This is a genomic window from Clostridium sp. (assembly GCF_018372875.1).
Classification (GTDB): domain Bacteria; phylum Bacillota; class Clostridia; order Clostridiales; family Clostridiaceae; genus Clostridium.
The window spans coordinates 1-19,502 of sequence record NZ_JAHAIF010000032.1; the positions used below are offsets into that span (position 1 = coordinate 1).

Annotated in this window: 20 protein-coding genes; 7 read left to right on the top strand and 13 right to left on the bottom strand. The window is 28.5% G+C overall.

Going from position 1 to position 19,502, the window contains the following annotated elements:
• The first annotated feature begins 25 nt into the window (after window positions 1–25).
• On the top strand, window positions 26–427 hold the full coding sequence (locus KIB46_RS10830) for a hypothetical protein (protein ID WP_291671864.1): 402 nt from the start codon (window positions 26–28) through the stop codon (window positions 425–427).
• 133 nt (window positions 428–560) lie between these two features.
• On the opposite strand, the gene KIB46_RS10835 is transcribed toward KIB46_RS10830, so the two are convergent.
• The 5 genes from KIB46_RS10835 to KIB46_RS10855 all read right to left on the bottom strand — a co-directional run bounded on the left by KIB46_RS10835 (window position 561) and on the right by KIB46_RS10855 (window position 2,940).
• Window positions 561–743, bottom strand: a complete 183-nt coding sequence (locus tag KIB46_RS10835) for a hypothetical protein (RefSeq protein ID WP_156560867.1) — start codon at window positions 741–743, stop codon at window positions 561–563.
• A gap of 258 nt (window positions 744–1,001) precedes the next feature.
• Window positions 1,002–1,307 carry a hypothetical protein gene (locus tag KIB46_RS10840; RefSeq protein WP_291671867.1) on the bottom strand — a complete coding sequence of 102 codons (306 nt, stop codon included), beginning with the start codon at window positions 1,305–1,307 and terminating at the stop codon, window positions 1,002–1,004.
• A 60-nt stretch (window positions 1,308–1,367) separates the two neighbouring features.
• A complete protein-coding gene (locus KIB46_RS10845; RefSeq protein WP_291671869.1) occupies window positions 1,368–1,754 on the bottom strand; it encodes a hypothetical protein in 387 nt (128 codons plus the stop codon).
• 31 nt (window positions 1,755–1,785) lie between these two features.
• Window positions 1,786–2,406 (bottom strand): rhomboid family intramembrane serine protease, encoded by a 621-nt coding sequence (locus KIB46_RS10850; protein WP_291671870.1) that lies wholly within the window; start codon window positions 2,404–2,406, stop codon window positions 1,786–1,788.
• Window positions 2,407–2,778: 372 nt separating this feature from the next.
• On the bottom strand, window positions 2,779–2,940 hold the full coding sequence (locus KIB46_RS10855; protein WP_291671872.1) for a hypothetical protein: 162 nt from the start codon (window positions 2,938–2,940) through the stop codon (window positions 2,779–2,781).
• A gap of 143 nt (window positions 2,941–3,083) precedes the next feature.
• Here KIB46_RS10855 and KIB46_RS10860 point away from each other — a divergent pair, with 143 nt between their 5' ends.
• The 4 genes from KIB46_RS10860 (at window position 3,084) to KIB46_RS10875 (ending at window position 7,244) form a co-directional block, all read left to right on the top strand.
• The gene (locus tag KIB46_RS10860; protein WP_291671875.1) at window positions 3,084–4,790 is read left to right on the top strand and encodes a recombinase family protein; all 1,707 of its coding nucleotides are present in this window, start codon (window positions 3,084–3,086) and stop codon (window positions 4,788–4,790) included.
• A 7-nt stretch (window positions 4,791–4,797) separates the two neighbouring features.
• Window positions 4,798–5,586, top strand: a complete 789-nt coding sequence (locus tag KIB46_RS10865; protein ID WP_156560855.1) for an ABC transporter substrate-binding protein — start codon at window positions 4,798–4,800, stop codon at window positions 5,584–5,586.
• Window positions 5,587–5,697: 111 nt separating this feature from the next.
• Window positions 5,698–6,456, top strand: a complete 759-nt coding sequence (locus tag KIB46_RS10870) for an ABC transporter ATP-binding protein (protein WP_156560853.1) — start codon at window positions 5,698–5,700, stop codon at window positions 6,454–6,456.
• Entirely contained in the window at window positions 6,456–7,244 is a 789-nt protein-coding gene (locus KIB46_RS10875; protein ID WP_156560851.1) for an ABC transporter permease, read from the top strand. Before KIB46_RS10870 ends, KIB46_RS10875 begins: the two co-directional genes overlap by 1 nt.
• A gap of 42 nt (window positions 7,245–7,286) precedes the next feature.
• Here the strand turns inward: KIB46_RS10875 and KIB46_RS10880 are convergent, their stop codons facing one another.
• Window positions 7,287–8,531, bottom strand: coding sequence for a cytochrome c biogenesis protein CcdA (locus KIB46_RS10880; protein ID WP_291671879.1), 1,245 nt, complete (start codon window positions 8,529–8,531; stop codon window positions 7,287–7,289).
• Between the two features lie 291 nt (window positions 8,532–8,822).
• Between KIB46_RS10880 and KIB46_RS10885 the strand changes: the two genes are divergently transcribed.
• Window positions 8,823–9,206: a CidA/LrgA family protein gene (locus KIB46_RS10885; RefSeq protein ID WP_291671881.1), complete on the top strand. Its 384-nt coding sequence runs from the start codon at window positions 8,823–8,825 to the stop codon at window positions 9,204–9,206.
• The gene (locus KIB46_RS10890; RefSeq protein ID WP_156560844.1) at window positions 9,190–9,903 is read left to right on the top strand and encodes an LrgB family protein; all 714 of its coding nucleotides are present in this window, start codon (window positions 9,190–9,192) and stop codon (window positions 9,901–9,903) included. Before KIB46_RS10885 ends, KIB46_RS10890 begins: the two co-directional genes overlap by 17 nt.
• Before the next feature lie 52 nt (window positions 9,904–9,955).
• Here KIB46_RS10890 and tpx read toward each other — a convergent pair whose 3' ends face one another.
• The 7 genes from tpx to KIB46_RS10925 form a co-directional block, all read right to left on the bottom strand.
• Window positions 9,956–10,453: a thiol peroxidase gene (gene tpx / locus KIB46_RS10895; protein WP_156560842.1), complete on the bottom strand. Its 498-nt coding sequence runs from the start codon at window positions 10,451–10,453 to the stop codon at window positions 9,956–9,958.
• Window positions 10,454–10,528: 75 nt separating this feature from the next.
• Window positions 10,529–12,685 carry a type IA DNA topoisomerase gene (locus tag KIB46_RS10900; RefSeq protein ID WP_291671885.1) on the bottom strand — a complete coding sequence of 719 codons (2,157 nt, stop codon included), beginning with the start codon at window positions 12,683–12,685 and terminating at the stop codon, window positions 10,529–10,531.
• Window positions 12,686–12,769: 84 nt separating this feature from the next.
• Window positions 12,770–13,624: a PRD domain-containing protein gene (locus KIB46_RS10905; RefSeq protein WP_291671887.1), complete on the bottom strand. Its 855-nt coding sequence runs from the start codon at window positions 13,622–13,624 to the stop codon at window positions 12,770–12,772.
• 256 nt (window positions 13,625–13,880) lie between these two features.
• Window positions 13,881–14,387 (bottom strand): TspO/MBR family protein, encoded by a 507-nt coding sequence (locus KIB46_RS10910; protein WP_156560836.1) that lies wholly within the window; start codon window positions 14,385–14,387, stop codon window positions 13,881–13,883.
• 61 nt (window positions 14,388–14,448) lie between these two features.
• Entirely contained in the window at window positions 14,449–16,467 is a 2,019-nt protein-coding gene (locus KIB46_RS10915; RefSeq protein ID WP_291671890.1) for a HAMP domain-containing sensor histidine kinase, read from the bottom strand.
• On the bottom strand, window positions 16,451–18,364 hold the full coding sequence (locus tag KIB46_RS10920; RefSeq protein ID WP_291671892.1) for a HAMP domain-containing sensor histidine kinase: 1,914 nt from the start codon (window positions 18,362–18,364) through the stop codon (window positions 16,451–16,453). The genes KIB46_RS10915 and KIB46_RS10920 overlap by 17 nt, the downstream gene beginning before the upstream one ends.
• Window positions 18,365–18,577: 213 nt before the next feature.
• Window positions 18,578–19,498, bottom strand: coding sequence for an alpha/beta hydrolase (locus KIB46_RS10925; RefSeq protein ID WP_156560830.1), 921 nt, complete (start codon window positions 19,496–19,498; stop codon window positions 18,578–18,580).
• Between the last annotated feature and the right edge of the window lie 4 nt (window positions 19,499–19,502).

The window sequence follows — 19,502 nt, forward strand, 5'->3', positions numbered from 1 at the left end:
TAGAAAAACAATTTGGAGGTTTGAGATGGCAAGAAGAAAAAAAGAATTTGTAATGTCAAAAGACGATTTATGTTACGAAGAACCAATGGATGAAATCTGCTTTACAGATTATGTTCCCCCATCAAAGGATGCTGTTGCTAGTTTTTGTTTTACCGATGAAGCTAAAGAAGAGGTTCAACCTGTCACTAAAATAAACTTTACTCCTCCACCTATTGAAGATAATAGACATAAACCTCAACCAAATGGTATTACCCCTCCTATAGATGGAGAATTTTTTGAAGTCCGTAGATCTTATTCTTTTAGAAAATCTACCCTAATAAAACTTAATCAGATTAAAGGTACAAGCCCTGACTACAATATTTATATGAATACTATTATAGATAGTGCTATTTGCTTTTACTATGATCATTTAATGAAAAAAAGTTGAGAGTAAATCCCCTCAACTTTTTTCTTTTAAGTACTTTTTATAAAAAAATATTGCAAATTCATTTTTAAATAATACGGTGCCACCATTAATTTAATATTTCATTTCACTTTCTTAATATATTTAAGTAACTATTTCAAAATTCATTTTTATTTGAATCTAGTATTTTATCTATCTTAGATTCAAGTCTATTTATTCTTATATATAGTTCTTTAACATATAACGATTGTTTTTCTTCTTGTTCCTTTAACTTAGTTGGTATATAGAATATAACAATAAATATAGCTACTAAAATTGTTCCTATAATAACTAACCCCATCTAATATTCTCCTTTTGAATTTATTTTATTTATATCTAGCCCTTTTACAATTATAAGTTAATTATAGCATATTTTGAAAATATCATACTATTTGATTTTCAAAGGTCAAAATATATTAATTAGTTCTCAATAATTTCAGATAGTTAATAATATCTTATAATTACAAAATAAAAAAATACCGTATATTCCTTTTGAACTAATCATATCTATCAATACACTCTTGTAGGCTCTGAAATTCTCTCAATACGCTTACATCATTTAGTCTAATAATACAGCGGTAATATCTCTTGCTTCCTCTAAAGCTTCAAGATATTTTTTACTTAATATTTTATGGATATTAAATTTATCAGAGTCATACCTATATACACTTACATTTTTAGTATGATTTGTTACTGTGGCAATTTCTTCTTTTCCCAAAAATATATTACAAGGAACTACCGGTCCATATCCATATTCACATTCTACAAGAACACATTTTCTGCAATGGGGACAAAAGACTATAAAATTTCCACTTATCTCGTATTCAAATTCAGTATTACAATGTTGGCACCTCTTAAAATACATGTACTCATATCTCCTTTGATACTCCATATTCCACAACCTCCGCATTCACGGTTTATAATTTTAACGGTACATAGAAAGCTCAATACTATCCACATATTGCCCCAAAGACAGATTAAATTTTTGGTAATCCGCTATTTTGAATTCTTCTGTGGTACTTGCAACGTTTATACTGACTGCATTTGTCTGGTTAAAAAATGTAATCATAATAGGAACACCAAGAATTAATGATAAACCTCTAATTGTCAAACTTCTCCCTTCTTTCATCTTAAATATATCATCTTTGGTTAAAATACAAATCGGTTTGTCGTCAACTAATATCTCTAAATTTTTATAGTATTCAAATACAGAATGTGTAGCTTTGCAAATTAATTCCCAACCAACTCTATATGTTAAATTCCATCTTGATAGTAACCAACCATTTTCTTCTTTTACACCAATTAAAAGCATACCTTTCTCTCCTTAATAAATTATAACTTTATCATTCATTTAATTTTCCTCTTCTATTCTTCAATAAGCTAATGAATAAATTGGATTTTTTTATAATAAGAATAGCTAATATTCCTAACAAAGCTCCTACACTTAACGAAATAGAATGTGATATTACGGTTGTTATATCTATAAAATAGAAACTTGGAATATTAGAAAAAATTCCATAAATAAATATACAATTTCCACACAATGTACCTAATTTTAATTTTTGAAGTTCTGGTCTTAAAAATTGCAATACTAATATTAAACCAATAAATGCGAATGTAAAAGTTGATCCTCCAAATGAACTTTCTGCTTCACTATATATCGATAAAAATATAACTTCTGATAATATACAAGCAAGTATTCCAAAAATTAAGAACTTTACACTCCCTATATTTCTTTCTAAATAATACCCAATCCAATATAAAGCAAAGCAATTTACAAGCAGGTGTATCAAATCATTATGAAGCATTGCACCAGTAATAAAACGATAATATTCTCCATTCAGCTTGTTAATACCATTACTGCATAATAAAGGTATTATATTAACTTTTTTATTTACAATAAACAATATAACCCAACCACTAATAATAAATAATGTTGACTTCATCTGCATAAATTTACCCATCATATACCCCCATAATTTTATCAGATTACATAAACAATCCTCCTGCAAGTTATAATTTGCTAGTAATTATTCACTGTAATTATAACATATTATTCCAATAACATATTATTCAATTTCATAGAACATTTCTGTGGTACTTTCTTAAGCCCCTCATGCTTCCCTACCAACCTTTTATTCTCTATAGCCAATATTAAATTCCTATTAGCATATCCCCTAAGAGCAACCTCCAATTTATTTATTCTATCTCCCTCCCCCCCATATTTTTAATCATAAAATTCTCCAATCTACCAGAGGGGAGAATCCCCCCCTAATACTCCCTATACATTCAAATCAACCAATCTTCCCCTTTTCTTAAGTCCTCTCTTAAACTTCTTACCAAGTTACTTTTTTATTTTTATCTTTAAGTAAAGCTACAAGCTTATCTATTTCCTTTGGTTGGAGCTTTTTAATCAAAATATCTGCTAAAACATCTGAAGCTTTGTCATATAAAGCATCCATATCCTTTGGGTAGTTTATGATAGCTTTTACCTTCAAAGCTCCTCCCCCTTAAAATTGCTATTATTTCATATTATTCATATCAGGTTATTTTGTTAATTCCATTCATTCCATGAATCTAATTCTTTTTCTACTAAAATTTCATAAACTAAACATAGAAATATATTCATTGGAGGTTACAAATGAAAGCAGCTATATACAGCAGAAAATCTAAATTCTCTGAAAAAGGTGAGAGTATAGAAAACCAAATCCAAATGTGTAAAGAATACGCTTCAATCAACCTAAGAGAAAAAAATATAACTGAATTCCTAATTTATGAAGATGAAGGTTTCTCAGGGGGTAATACAAATAGGCCTGAATTTAAAAGGCTCATAAATGATGCCAAGAGTAAAAAGTATGATATTCTCATTTGCTATAGACTTGATAGAATCTCAAGAAATGTTGCAGATTTCTCAAATACCTTAGAACTTCTCCAAGGTAACAATATAGACTTTGTAAGTATTAAGGAGCAATTTGATACCACTACCCCTATGGGAAGAGCAATGATCTATATAAGTTCTGTATTTGCACAACTTGAAAGAGAAACTATTGCAGAAAGAGTTAGAGATAATATGCTTGAACTAGCTAAGACAGGAAGATGGCTAGGTGGCACTCCCCCTTTAGGTTTTACATCCAAACCCTATAAATACCTAGATGAAAACTTAAAAGAGCGTTCTATGGCTATACTAGAGCCTAATGAAGATGAACTTAATACAGTTAAGATAATATTTAAAAAATACCTAGAGTTAAAATCCTTAAGCTCTGTTCAAAGGTACCTGTTACAAAATTATATTAAAACTAGAAATAATGCTGATTTCACCCTTAAATCTATAAGCAATATACTTACTAATCCTGTTTACACTAAATCATCTGAAGAAGTAATGAATTATCTTAGAAGTAAAGGTATTGATGCCTGTGGAAGCCCTGATAATACCCACGGAATAATCCTCTACAACAAATTTAAAAGTAATTACACTGTTGATGGTGAACTAGTTAGAACCCAAAGAGATAAATGTGATTGGGTGGCAGGAGTATCAAAACACAATGGAATAATTGAAAGTAAAGAATGGATTGATGCACAAAAGCTTATTGCCAAAAACTCTATTAGATTTGAAACCTCTGCAAGGTCTACAAAAGCCCTACTTACTGGTATTCTAAAATGTGCAAAATGCAGCTCTAGAATGAGAATTTTATATGCTTCAAAAAATAAAACCACTGGTTTTCAACGTACCTATTATGCATGTAACCTAAAAAAGCAATCTGGAAGTGTACGTTGTGATAATAAAAATGTTAGAGTTGATGAACTTGATTCAATTGTAATTGAAGCTTTAAAGAACCTTGGTAAGAACAAGCAAAAGTTCATAGATAACTTAATTGAAAAGAATAAAGCTAAGTCTAAGAATAAAGAACTTGCTAATTATAAATTTGAACTTGAAAAACAAATTGCCACTAAGGAAAATCAGATTAATAACCTAGTTGACAAACTCTCTCTTGATAATGATATATCTGATATTTTAGTCCAAAAGATTAAAGCTTTAAAACAAGAGCTTTATGAATTAAAAGCAAACCTATCCAATCATGAAGAAGAAGTTGAACAAAATAAACAAAAAGATTTAGATATATCTTTTATAGGTATGTTGCTTAATCAATGTTCTATTATAGATAGTTTAAATCATGATGAAAAGAAACTTCTTATAAATAGTTTAATTAAAGATATAACTTGGAATGGTGATGATGGGACTTTTAAAATTAACTTTATTGGCTCTGATGATGATACTACCACTAAGAAGAAACTTGAAGGTAAGTATGCCCATTTGTCGCACCTGACTGTAAAGACTACAAGGAGCTGATAAGGTAATGCAAAATGTGCTTAGCAACAACGCCGACATTGGTTTCTGTGGACCTGAACAAGTAATTTACATCTATAATCAAGGAAGAGAAGACTACCCAGTACTATTTGCTCAACTTACTCAAAAAGATGGTTCCTTCCTAGTTGGAAGAAATGCTGAAGAAAACTTCACTTGGGAACAACTAAAGGGTAAGAAGTTAATAGGCGGTAGACCTGGTGGAGTTCCTGAAATGGCACTTGAATATGTTATGAATAACCATGGTATTATCCCTGGAAAAGATGTAGAAATGGTAACTAATATTGATTTCACTGCTACTGCTGGTGCATTTAAGGCTGGAAGTGGGGAATATGTAGCTCTATTCGAACCTACAGCTTCAATGCTAGAAAAAGAAGGTAGTGGAAAGATTGTTGCTTCAATAGGTAACGATTCTGGAAAACTTGCTTATACTTGTTTCTTCTCAACAAAATCCTATATGGATAAAAATCCAGAAACAGTAGAAAAATTTACCAGAGCCATCTATAAAGGACAACAATGGTTCCAAAACCATACAACTGAAGAAGTAGCTGATTCAATTATATCTTTCTTCCCTGGAACTGATAGAGACATTATTATTAAGGTTATCGATAACTACAAAGAAATCGATGCTATTGCTTCAGATCCAACATTAAAAGAAGAAGATTTAACTAAATTAATGGATGTTATTCAATCCTATGACGCATCACTTATACCTTCTAGACCTGAATATAAGACAATAGTAAATAACTCTTTTGCTGAAAAAATAGTAAATGAAAAATAGTAGAAATACAGGACGAACAAGTGTGGATGATGGAAGTCTTAATTTTAAGGCTTCCCACATCACATATAAGATAATCCACCTATATACATAAAATAAAAAGGTGGTGATTAGATGTCTTTGCTTGAAATTCAAGATATATCTATGAATTATCACTCCTTAAAAGGAGAGACAAAAGCATTAACCAATATAAATTTTGATGTAAGTAATGAAGATTTTATTTGTATACTTGGACCTTCTGGTTGTGGAAAATCCACTCTTTTAAATATACTATCTGGAATATTAGAACCTTCTAGTGGAACAGTACTTTATAACGGAGATGACATTCATAAACATTTAAATAAAATTGGGTACATGTTTCAAAAGGATCATTTATTTGAATGGGAAACTGTTTGGACAAATGTAACTTTAGGATTGAAAATAAAGAAACTTATGACCCCAGAAAATAAAGAAAGAGTTGAACAACTATTAAAAGATTATGACCTTTTAAAGTTTAAAAACCATTATCCTAGAGAACTTTCAGGTGGTATGAGACAAAGAGTTGCTTTAATTAGAACTCTTGCTTTAAATCCTGATGTATTATTTTTGGATGAACCTTTTTCTGCTTTAGATTACCAAACACGATTAAAAGTTTGTGATGATGTAAGCTCTATAATCAAAAAAGAAAAGAAAACAGCAATTATGGTTACTCATGATATAAGTGAAGCAATTTCTTTAGCAAATAGAGTTTTAGTTTTAGCAAAAAGACCTTCTACTATAAAAATTGATGTTCCTATGGAATTTGCAAATAAATATGCTACCCCTTTCCAAAGAAGAAAAGAGCCTGAATTTAAAGGCTATTTTAATTCATTATGGAAGGAGTTGGATGGATAATGAGTAAGGAACATGAACTGTACGTTAAGAAAGTTAAACGTGATAAATTAAAAGTTACTCTTTTTAGAATACTAATTCTTCTTGGATTTATAGTACTATGGGAATTAGCAGCAGATATGAAGTGGATTGACCCATTTTTAACTTCAAGTCCCAGTAGGATGTTTAAATCATTCCTATCTTTCTATGAAGATGGAACTATACTAAGACACATTTGGGTTACATGTTATGAGACCATATTAGGATTTTCACTGGGTACTATTTTAGGTACTATAGTGGCTATAGTTCTTTGGTGGTTCCCATTTACAGCTAAGGTATTAGACCCTTATTTAGTTGTATTAAATGCTCTACCAAAAGTTGCTTTAGCACCTATTATAATATTCTGGGTTGGTAATGGTACTAGCGCTATAATTGTAATAGCACTTTTAATATCTATTGTAACCACTATAATAAGTGTATTTACAGGATTCCAAGATGTAGATAGAGAAAAAATTCTATTAATGAAAACATTCCAAGCTAACAAAATACAAATTTTAAGATATTTAATTATACCTTATACTATTCCTGTATTAATATCAGCTTTAAAAATTAATGTTGGCCTATCTTGGGTTGGTGTAATTATGGGTGAATTCCTAGTTGCAAGAGAAGGGCTTGGCTTCCTAATTGTTTATGGCGGTCAAATCTCCCAGTTAGATATGGTAATGATGAGTATAGTACTACTTTCAATAATTGCATTCTTAATGTATAAATTAGTTGCTATAATAGAAAAAAAATATATTAAAGAATCCTAATCTTTTAAAGTAATAGGCTATGAGACCCCTCATAGCCTATTATTATTTCTTTTCTATTGTTTGATTTATAATACTCTTCATTTGATCCTTTGATAAAGCTCCGCTTACATAGCCATATATCTTTCCATCTTTATCAATCATAAAAGTAGTTGGTAGTGATCTTATATAATAATTTCCAAATACATCCCCACTTTCATCAAAAACTGTAGGAAAAGTATATCCATTACTATTTATAAATTCCTTTATACCAGAAATACTTTTCTCTTGCCCTCCAGGCTGAGCTACCCCTAATATAACAACATCATCTTTATTATAATTGTATTCATTATAAAGTTCTTCTATATTAGGCATTTCCATTTTACAAGGAGGACACCAAGTTGCCCAGAAATTAAGAAATACTACCTTTCCTTTATAATCTGATAACTTATGTATATTCCCATACTGATCAACTAGTTCAAAGTCAATTGCATCTGGTGCTTCTTTCTTATCCCCTTCACTATCACTTTCCTTTTCTTCATCTTTAGGCTGCTCCTTTTGAGCATTCTGATTATTTCCAGTTGAACTTAAATATCCTGTTATGTTATTTACCCATCCAGTAAAGGTCATTACACCCATTATAATCATAATTACACCACCAGCCTTTATTGTGTACTTCATTATCTTCTTATTTTTCTTAATAAAGTTTAAAGCTTGTGTAGTAAATATACCTAATAATAAAAATGGTATTGTAAATCCAACTGTATACAATAATACCAATAAATTTCCTAAAGCAGCATTTTTAGCACTAGAAGCTAAAATTAATACTGATGATAACGCTGGTCCCACACAAGGCGTCCATGCAAAACTAAATGTAAATCCCATTATATATGCCATTAAAGGATTTATCTTCTTACCACTTAAATTAAGATTTATCTTTCTCTCTCTTTGAAGGAATTTAAAATCAAATATCCCAATTTGGTATAACCCTAAAACTATAATTATAATTCCTGAAATTTTACTAAATAAAGCTTTATTTGTATTAAAGAACTTTCCTAAGGAAGTGAATGATAAACCTAATACAAAAAAGGCTGTTGAAATTCCTAATATAAAGAATATTGTGTGAAACAACACCTTTTTTCTTATATATGTTATACTTCCATCTTCATTTTCTTTCTTTGCATTACCTGCTAAATAACTAATATAAATAGGTATTAAAGGTAAAACACAAGGTGATAGAAATGATAATATCCCTTCTAAAAATACTAGTAAAAAACTTATATTTTCTAATGCTGCTAATCCTTCAAACATTTTAATACTCCTTTATTTGCATTTTAAATTTGCTTCTTCCCTAATATATTTGATAAAGATTCAATAGGACACTTAAATTTATTATTATCCATACTTTATTCATCTCCTATCTTATATATAGCTTGTTTTTAAGTATAACAATAATTATTTATACTATCAATTAGTAACTTTTAAGTAACTAAAGCCTACAGATATATATAGACATAATTAACTGTTTTCCGCAATTTTTCGTAGTTTACATTTATTTTCATAAATGATAAATTAAAAGTGATATAAAATAGGAGGCGCATTATGAAACTATTTAGAGAAGCAATTATAATATTCGGAATTTATCTAATGGGTGAACTAATATCTGGACTTTTAAACCTCCCTATACCTGGAAACATTCTAGGAATGCTAATTTTATTGTTACTTTTATGCACAAAGGTAATAAAACTAGAACAGATTGAAACTGTATCAACATTTCTTTTAGATCATCTAGCATTTTTCTTTATCCCTGCTGGTGTAGGACTTATGACTTCTGTTGGAGTTATAAAAGATACTTGGATAAAACTAATAATAGTATGTATATTAACCACTTCAATAGTAATAGCTAGCACAGGGTTAATAGTTCAATTTATATCTAGAAAAGTTGATAATACAAAAGGATGTGGAGTAGATGAGCATAATAACTAATAATATTTTATTTGGTATAGTCCTTTCACTGGTTGCCTTTGAAATAGGGTTATATATATATAGAAAGACAAATATTCCACTATTTAACCCATTACTTATTGCAATAGGAATTGTAGTAGCATTCTTACTTGCTTTTAATATTGATTTTGACACATATAATCAAGGTGGAAAATTTATAAATATGTTTCTTGGACCATCAACCGTAATACTTGCAGTACCTCTATATAAACAGTTAGATTTATTAAAGAAACATTCTTTATCTATCTTTCTTGGAGTACTTCTTGGATCTATTATAGGAATATTTGCAGTAATAGGACTTTCTTACTTTTTAGGATTAGATGCTTCAATAATAAAGTCACTATTACCTAAGTCAGTTACAACTCCAATAGGAATTGAACTTTCTAATCAATTAGGAGGTATTTCTTCAATAACTGTTCTTGCAATAATTCTCTCTGGAATAATTGGAGCAGTTATAGGCCCTACAATTTGTAAAATATTTAAAATAAAAGACAGTGTTGCAGTTGGAATTTCCCTAGGAACAGCAGCTCATGCAGTAGGTACTACTAAGGCCTTAGAAATAGGTGAAACAGAAGGCGCTATGAGTGGTCTTTCAATTGGAGTGGCTGGAATAATGACAGTATTTATTGCTCCATTAGCCTACAACATATCTTTATATATTCATAGCTTAATAAAATAAGAGGAGAGCTTCGCCTTTGCAAAGCTCTCCTCTTAAACTTATAAATACATTATTAAATAGCATTTTTTACAACACTAATTATCTTATCATAACTTGGTTCATTAGCTACTTCATCCAAATATTCTACAAATATAACTTTATTATTTTCATCTACTACAAAAGAAGCTCTTGTTAATAATCCAAGCTCTTTTATATAAGTTCCTGTTGTATCTCCAAAACTTTTATACTTATAATCAGATAAAGTTGTTACTCTATTAATTCCAGCTGCTCCACACCATCTTGCCTGAGCAAATGGTAAATCCATTGAAACAGTATAGCAATGTGCATTTGGTAAACTTTCAATTTCTTTATTAAACCTTCTAACTTCAGTATCACAAACAGGAGTATCAATTGATGGCACTGATAATATTACTCTAATACCATTTGTCTTTGTTAATTCAACTTCATTTAAATCATTCCCAACAAGTATACAGCTCTTTAATGTATCTCCAACTGATAACTGACTACCTTCAAGGGTTATATCAGTTCCTTTGAAAGTTATCTTTTTCATTTATCTCACCTCATAAATAAATTTCCCTATAGAAAAAACATTATTCAAAAAAGAGAAATTGCAAAACAATTTCTCTTAAATAAATTCTATCTCCCAATTATATCTACCAGTTTCTTCATTCTTAATATATTTAAAATAAGCTGAGAAAGTATTTCCCTTTTTACTTTTTAAATTTCTAAATCCTACCTTACCATTTTGAAGAAGAAGCTTTACCATTTCCTTAGTAACTTGTTTTCCAAATGAAGCAATATACTTATCATCTTTCCAGATAGTAAACTTACATCCATTTTTCCAATTAGTACATCCAAATCCCTTTTCTCCTTCGATAACTGGATTTCCACAAGTAGGACATCTTCCTATAACTTCTTTTCCTTCTGGAGCTTCAACCTTAAACTTTGATAATGCTCCAGTATCATTCTTTATCTTATCAACAGCAGTTTCAGTGAAATTACAAATTAAATTCATAAAATCAGATTTTTCAAATCTTCCTTTTTCTATATCTGATAATGTCTTTTCAAGTCTTCCTGTATACTCAAGGTCAAGAAGCTCCTTAACAGGAAATATTTCAACCATTGTCCTTCCAAGTTCAGTGCAAGTAAGACTTTTTCCTTTAGTTTTTATATATCCTATATCCTTAAGCTTTTTTATAGTTTCTGCTCTAGTAGCTGGAGTCCCTATACTAAAACCACTTAAGATAGAAGCCATCATTTCCTCTGAATCCTCTTTGTCCTCTACGCCTTTACCACAGGTCTCCATGACTCTTAACAGAGTTTTTTCTGTATGATGTTTAGGTGGCTTTTTAGTAACTTTCCCTATTTTGTTAGCTACAAACTGTACATTTTCATCCTTATTTACCATTGGAAGTATTGTATCCTTTGTATCTATCTTCTCTACCTTTCTCCACCCTTCTACTAATTGTACCTTACCCTTAGCTATAAATTGGCCCTTTACCTCTCGGTTTTCAGCCTTTAATGTAATCTTAGTTTCTTCAAATTCTGCTATTGGCATAAATTGCATTATAAATCTATTTTTAATTGCATTATATACAATTTCTTCATCCTTACTAAGTCCAGTAGGTTTTATATAAGTTGGAGTTATAGCACTATGACTTTCTACCTTAGAATTATCAAACACTCTTTTTGATTTTACAAACTTAATTTCATTTTCATAAGGCAAACCAACCTTTAATGTATTTAATACCTTTCTCGCTCTATCCTCTAAACTTTCTTCAAGAACAACTGAGGCCGTTCTTGGATAAGTTGTAAACTTCTTTTCATAAAGGCTTTGAGCTACTTTTAAAACCTTATCTGATGTCCATCCCTTATATTTACTTGTTATATAACCTTGAAGATTTGAAAGATTAAATAAGTATGGAGGATATTCTCTCTTCTTCTCTGTTTGTTTATCAATTACCTTAGCATCTTCTCCATCTAATAATGATACAATATTATCTAGTACCTTCTTATCCTCAAACTTTTCAGATTCCTTTTCATAATATAAAGCATCAAATTCTTCATTTCTTGAAGTTTTAAATGTTGAAGTTAATTTATAATAGCTTGTTGCCTTAAAATTTTCTATCTCAATGTCTCTATCATAAATTATTTTTAATGTTGGAAGTAACACTCTTCCTATATTTAAAGTTTTATTTTTCTCAAAATTGTATTTCAAAGTAGTTACTGAAGTAAGATTTATCCCTATAATCCAATCTGTCCATTGCCTACCTATCCCTGCATCTTGAAGTGACTTCATTTCAATATTATCCTTAAGTGCAGCCATTCCCTTCTTAACCTCATCTGGAGTCCATTCATTAAGTAATAATCTATAAATTGGTTTTTGAACATTTAAATATCCAAAGAGTTCATCTGCTATAACTTGACCTTCTCTATCAAAGTCTGTTGCAGAAACCACACCGTCAACATCACTTCTATTAATAAGGGAGCTTATTATATTAATTTGTTTTGCAGCCCCTTTATCTTCAGCACTTCTATTTACATTGTCACACTTTACCTTATACTTAAACTCTTTAGGAATAAAAGGGAATTTCTCCATTCGCCATCCCTTCATATTCTCATCATAATCTTTAGCATCATAAAGTTGAAGCAAATGACCAAAAGCCCATGTTATATAAAATCCTTCACCTTCGAAATATCCATCTTTTCTCTTTTTTATATTAAGGGCATCTGCTATATTTTTAGCTACAGATGGTTTTTCTGCAATAATTACCTTACTCATATAACAATCCTTTCTAAATCAAAAAAATAGGCAACTTAACTTATGCAAGTTAATATGCCTATTATTATTATACTATAATTTATCTTAATCTGACAAACTCACTCTAAATCTTTCAATGTGAAGAGCTAAATATGCTATTTCCTCTTCACTTACCTTTACAGCTAGATAGTCTTGAATTATAAGTGCAACTTCTTTTGCTACCTTATATGATTCCTTATATCTAATTTTTATAACTTCTGATAAATCATTATAAATCTTTGCTTTATTCATAATTCTTTCTATTGCAAATCTAATATGAGTAATAAACCTTGTATAATCAAGAGATTTTCTATCTATAGTTAAATTTAACCTTTCTTCTATATGCTTTATAATATTTCCACTTAAATAACTATACTTTACAGTATTTGATAATTTTCCATTGTTTAATGCTGAGTGTATATGTAGTGCAATAAATCCAACCTCTCCTTCTGGAATTACTATATTCATTGCCTTCCCAACTCTATTAGCTACTATTTTAGCTAATTCATACTCCTTTGGATAAAAACTTTCTATCTCTGCTAAGAATGGATTTACTATCTCTTCTTTATTTTTAAGCCTTTTCACTGCAAAATGAAGGTGATCTATTAGACTTACGTGAATCTTTTCATTTAATTCACCTTCCACCTTTTTTGAAATCTCTACAATAGCTTCTTCACAAACTGCAAAAAACTCATTATCAACCTTCTCTACTATCCTTTTTAAATTCTTTGCATTGCCTTCATCTTCAATAGAGAATATCTTTTCTACAGATGTATCCTTACTTATAATTTCTCCAAACTTTTTACCAAAACCTATTCCCTTAGCAAAGATTATTTTCTCTTTGCCATCTACTTTTACCAAGGCAAGGTTATTATTAAAAGCTCTAGTTATGACCGCATCTTTAGCTAATACCCTACTCATATTATCCTCTCTTTCTAAAAATAACTTTAATGAAAATACATTTTTAGACTTTATATCATCCTATATAATATCATTTTTACATTATCATGTAAACATTTGATACTTATATATTATTACACTAAAATTTTATGAAAATAAAAAAGCGTCAACTACCCCTAATTGATAGCTGATGCCTTTTTGTAACACGCCATTATAAACTAACCATATTAAACTATATTTAATACTATCACATTCATATACGTAAATCAATAATCACCTATATATACATTTCATTTTTCCACCAAACAAAATAATTCAATACACCTGCAAATATTAACCAAGCCATATAAGGTATAAATAAAATTCCTGCTATCTTATCTAGCTTAATAAATTTAAAAAATGTAATCCCAACAAATATGAACAGTACTATTAGCTCTATAAAAGCCATTCCATATAATCTAAATAAAAAAAATGTAACTGGCCACAAATAATTTAGCAACAGTTGTATGATATAAAAGAACAAAGATGTTCCAATATCTTTACCACTATCTCTAATCATATATATCCTATATGATGCAAAACCCATAAGTAAATACAATATAGTCCACACAATTATAAAAACAAAACTAGGTGGTGAAAATATAGGTTTATCTAATTTTCCATATATATTTATAGAATTTCTAATAAGATATCCTATCCCCCCTCCACCTATTAGTGGTAATATTGTTAGTCCAACAAAAGGTAATATCTTAAACTTACCATTTACCTTAAATATTTTTCCCATCTAAAACACCCCAAAACTCCTATATTCTATATATTATTATGTTTATATAGAAGAAATATGCTTAAAGGTATATATCCGAAAATTCCATATCTACTTTTTCTTTTATTGCAACCATCTCATGCTTATATTCTACATTTTCTTCTTCATAGGATTTAGGTAACTTAATTATAAACTCACTACCTACCTTACTGTTAGATTTAAGTTCAATCACTCCACCTTGCAATTCTAAAAGGGCTTTTACTAAGAATAAACCTAATCCACTTCCTTCTCTCTCTCTATTTAATGATTTGTTAATTTTAGTAAATTTATCATATATATAAGGTTGTATGCTCTTATCTATAACATATCCATTATTACTAACATGAATTAATACTATATCTTCATCTTCTTCAATATATATATATACTTTTCCCCTTCTTTTCCCATGCTTCACACTATTTGATAATAGATTTAACATTATCCTTTCCATCATATCCTTATCACATTCAACATATATCTCTTCTTCAACTGAATCAAAAGTAATAGTTCCATCTATTTTTTCAAAATAGCTTGTGCACTCCATAGAAATATTTTCTATAACAGACACTATATTACAAACCTTCATATTAGGCTTTAAAAAACCTTCAGATATCCTATTAGTATCAATAAAATTGTTTATTGTTCTTATAAGTCTTAAACAATTTTGCCTAATTATCTTATTTCTTGCCATTAGTGGTTCTATAGATTCTTCCTCTAAATTAATTTCATTTAATTGAAGTGCTGAATAAATAAGATTTATGGGAGTTCTTAACTCGTGAGATATATTGGAGTAAAATTCATTTTTTAGTGACTCTTCCTTTAAATACTCTTCATATTCTTTTCTAATTTTTCTATTCCTATTTATTTCAGTATTATCTTTTACATATAGTAATCTATTATACTTGTCCATTTTTAATAAATAGATTTCATACTCTTTATCCTTTTTTATTATATTTTCTATTTTAATATACTCATCTAAAATCACATTCCCATTATTATCAAAACGGAAGCTAGTTAGTGGCATTAAATCTTTAAGTACATACTCTAGCCTTCTTCCAGTTACATATGCATCTTCATTATAATCTAATATTTGTAAAGCTCCTTTATTTATATAAGAAAGCCTATCAAAATAAAAAATTATTATTCCATCTTTTATAGTATTAATTAGTTTACCATATTTCTTTTCACTCTTTTCTATTTGTGATTTACACTCAATAAGTAGTTTATTTCTTTCACTCAATCTTCTATTTAAATCTACTTGTCTTTTTTGTGCTTTTTCTAAGTCCATCTCTATATCATGATAAGATTTATACAATACAAATCTACTTATAGCCGCAAACATTATACAATAAGATGAATACTTAAATATTCCAACCTCAAATCCTAAAGTAAACTCATAAAACTCATTAAAGAAATCAATTACTTGGCTAAATATTAATAATATTAAATAAGCATAAAGGTAATTCTTTTCATTAACATTCAATCTATCTTTATTTTTATTAATAGAACTAAAGGTTATAAGTACTAATATTATTAAAATTATTATCCTTTCAAACTCTATACTACTTCCTAAATAGGATTTTTTTGTAGTGCAATACATATTTACTAATAGTATTGATATACTTACTAATATATATTTCCTTATAGAATCTATTAGCTTACTTTTCTTTTTATCCAACCCAAATGATAATATAATTAAAATGTAAGATAAACAATATGATGAAAATACAAAAATATTATTTATACTTTCACTTACATTGATTACAGATGAATTTAATAGCACTGCATGTATAAATGAGAATATACTTAAAAAGAAGAATCCTACTCCAATATAAAAATAGTAATTAACTTTTTTATCCTTTCTTATAATGCATACTAGAAATAAGGCAGCCCCCATAGACGCGCAAAATGTTTCTATAAGTACAAGATATAGGTTATAATCACACTTAACAAAGCAATTTAACAGTATTGAAATTAATATTGGAATAGTAACAAATAAAGATTCTTTGTATTTGTTATTATTATTCTCTTGGTACTCTATAGATTTAATTCTGTGCAACATACTTATAACGCCTTTCTAAAACTCTATTAAAGACTAAGTCAAATCTTGTTCCTTCTCCTATTTTACTACTTACAAATACATCACCATTTTGTATTTCCATCAATCTTTTTACAACAAACATACCAATACCTGTTCCTTTATTGGATTTTGCTTCATTATTTTTCCCCATAGAATATCTGTTGAATATATCTTTTATAAACTCTTCTTCCATTCCTATTCCATTATCTTGTACAGAAACTACTACCTTTTTATAAGAAGCCTGGACATTTATTTTTATCATTCCATTATAATTACAAAACTTTATAGAATTTGAAATTAAATTCACAATTATTCTCTGCATAAAGTCTTCATCTAACTCTACATATACTTCTTCTTCATTAGTATCAAAAATCAAATCTACATTATTATTGTGAGCATAATCTACTAATGTTGCTATTATATTCTCTATTATATCTACTATATTTTTTACTTTTAAGTCAGCAGAAATATAGTCAGATTCTATCCTACTAGTATCTATAAGGTTATTAGCTAATCTTATTAATGAAATACAGTTTTGTTTAGAAATAGTATTATATTTTTTCAATCCATCAATATTATTATTTTTTATTAAACATTCTTCTAACTGAATTGCTGAGTATATTACGTTAATAGGCGTTTTTAGGTCATGGGATATATTAGATAGAAAGTCTCTTTTCAAGTTTTCTTCTAACATTTTATTTTGAATAGCTTCTTTCATTGAATCCACTTTAACTTTTGATGTAACATCATTTAATATTACTATTATTTCATCACTACTTGTACTACTGTCAATTAATTCTATATCAAAATATTTTAAATCTTCCTCATTAGATATAGACCCCCTAAGTATTATCTTTCCTTCGCTATAATTTAAATTATTGAATTTACCTTCATCTATATTTATTACAGATGTAAATTTCTTATTTATAATACTCTTTAAAGACTTATTTTCTACAATATTAACAAAACTAGAATTTGCAAAAGAAATCCTTCGGGTTTCTTTATTCAAAATTACTAATGGTATAGGAACATTCCGAAAAAAGCTCTTAAAAACCTTCTCCTTTTTCATAACAATATTTTGAGAAAACTCTAATTCCTTATTCTTTTCAATTATTTTTGTATTTAAATTCCCCATCTCTATTCCTTTTTCAAAGAGATCTTTAAATAATATCTTATAAGGGTTATTAACTATATTATTCATAAGAACTACCGTACACAGAATCATAGTAATAAAAAAAGCCTCATAGACATATATATATGTAGATTTAAAACTACTTACAGTTATTAAAATGAAACATATATTTCCTGACTTTGCAATATTTAATTTACTATTTTCAATGAACTTAAAGTCAGCTAAGATAAAACAGGATATTATGAAAAGTATTATTGTAAGAAGTTTTATGATTACAAAACTTCTTGCAGTAAATTGGTTACATATAAATAAAGATATTATGAAATAGGATATTATTTTTATTTTTTGATTTTCTCTTTTTCCCATGCTTGTATAAACAAGTATCAATGCAAAGAAAAACCACATATACACAAATCTCTCAAAGCCTACTTGTGCAAAATGAGCTTCCTTAAGGTATACTTTATGTTCAGGTAATAATTCTAGCAAAGCAAAAACAACTATTACTATATATAACAAACTAGTTAATTTAACAATTCTCTCAGACAATAACATTGTTGTATTTATAATTATAACTGCAGAAACTCCAGTAATTATTAGAAGTATATTATTAATCATATCCAATATATCCTTATAATCCATAAATACAATATAAATAAAACTATCTATAAAAATCATTATTACCAAATAAAATACAACCTTTTTTATTGGCCAATAAATAATGTCTTTCCAATTTTCCCTCTCTAACAAATCATCATCCCCTCACACTTATATTTTACATTATTTTCTAAAATATGTGAAGATTTGAATATATTTTATTGTATATAACTTCTCTAAATGTCTAAAAAAGAAATTTTGTGCTTTTATAAAGGGATGCTATCAAAATACTAGTGACGTATATTTTTTGACACAGAAAAAGAGATTCTTGAACTCAGAATCTCTTCTTTAAAAGTTTTTACTTATCTAAACAACCTTACTTGTCCACTTTAAAATATCATTTATTACATCATCTTTATTCCATTCATTTAGCATTTCATGTCTTCCATTTTCATATAGTTTATAAGAAACGTCCTTTAATTTAATATCCTTATATAAGTTAAATAAACTTTCTATTCCTTTCCCTGCATATCCCACCGGATCTTTATCCCCTGCAAATATATATACTGGTAAATCTCTTGGTATATTATTTAATGATTCTTTTTCATGTATCTTCCACAATCCATTAATTAAATCATAATAGAATGATGAAGAACAAATAAAGCCACACTTTTCATCTGCAATATATTTATCAACTTCTTCATCAACTGAACATAACCAATCATATTGTGTCCTATTAGGTTTAAAATTGCTATTAAAATCACCAAAAGAAAGCTTATCCATTACTTTACTTATATGCCTTCTTCCATATAGTTTTATCTCACAACCAGCAATAAACTTCCCTATTTTAGTTATCTTTTTAGGTCTTCCATTTGTTCCAGAAAGTATTAATCCATCAATTTTATCCCCATAAAGTTGTATATATCTTTGACTTAAGAAGGATCCCATACTATGTCCAAATAATATTACTGGTACATTAGGATATTGCATTTTTATTATATCTGTAAGTTCATTCAAATCTTCTACCATCCAATGAAATCCATCTTCATCTGCAATATATCCTAATTCTTCTTTTGTGCATGCAGTATTTCCATGCCCTCTATGATCATTAGCATATACTACAAAGCCTGCATCATTTAACTTTTCTGCAAAATAGCTATATCTTAAAGCTGTTTCTGTCATACCATGAGCTATCTGAATAATTCCTTTTATATCTTTCTCTTTAGGCTCCCATTTATAAACATAAATATTTTTACCCTCTGAATCCATAAATCTAAACTTTTCCATAACT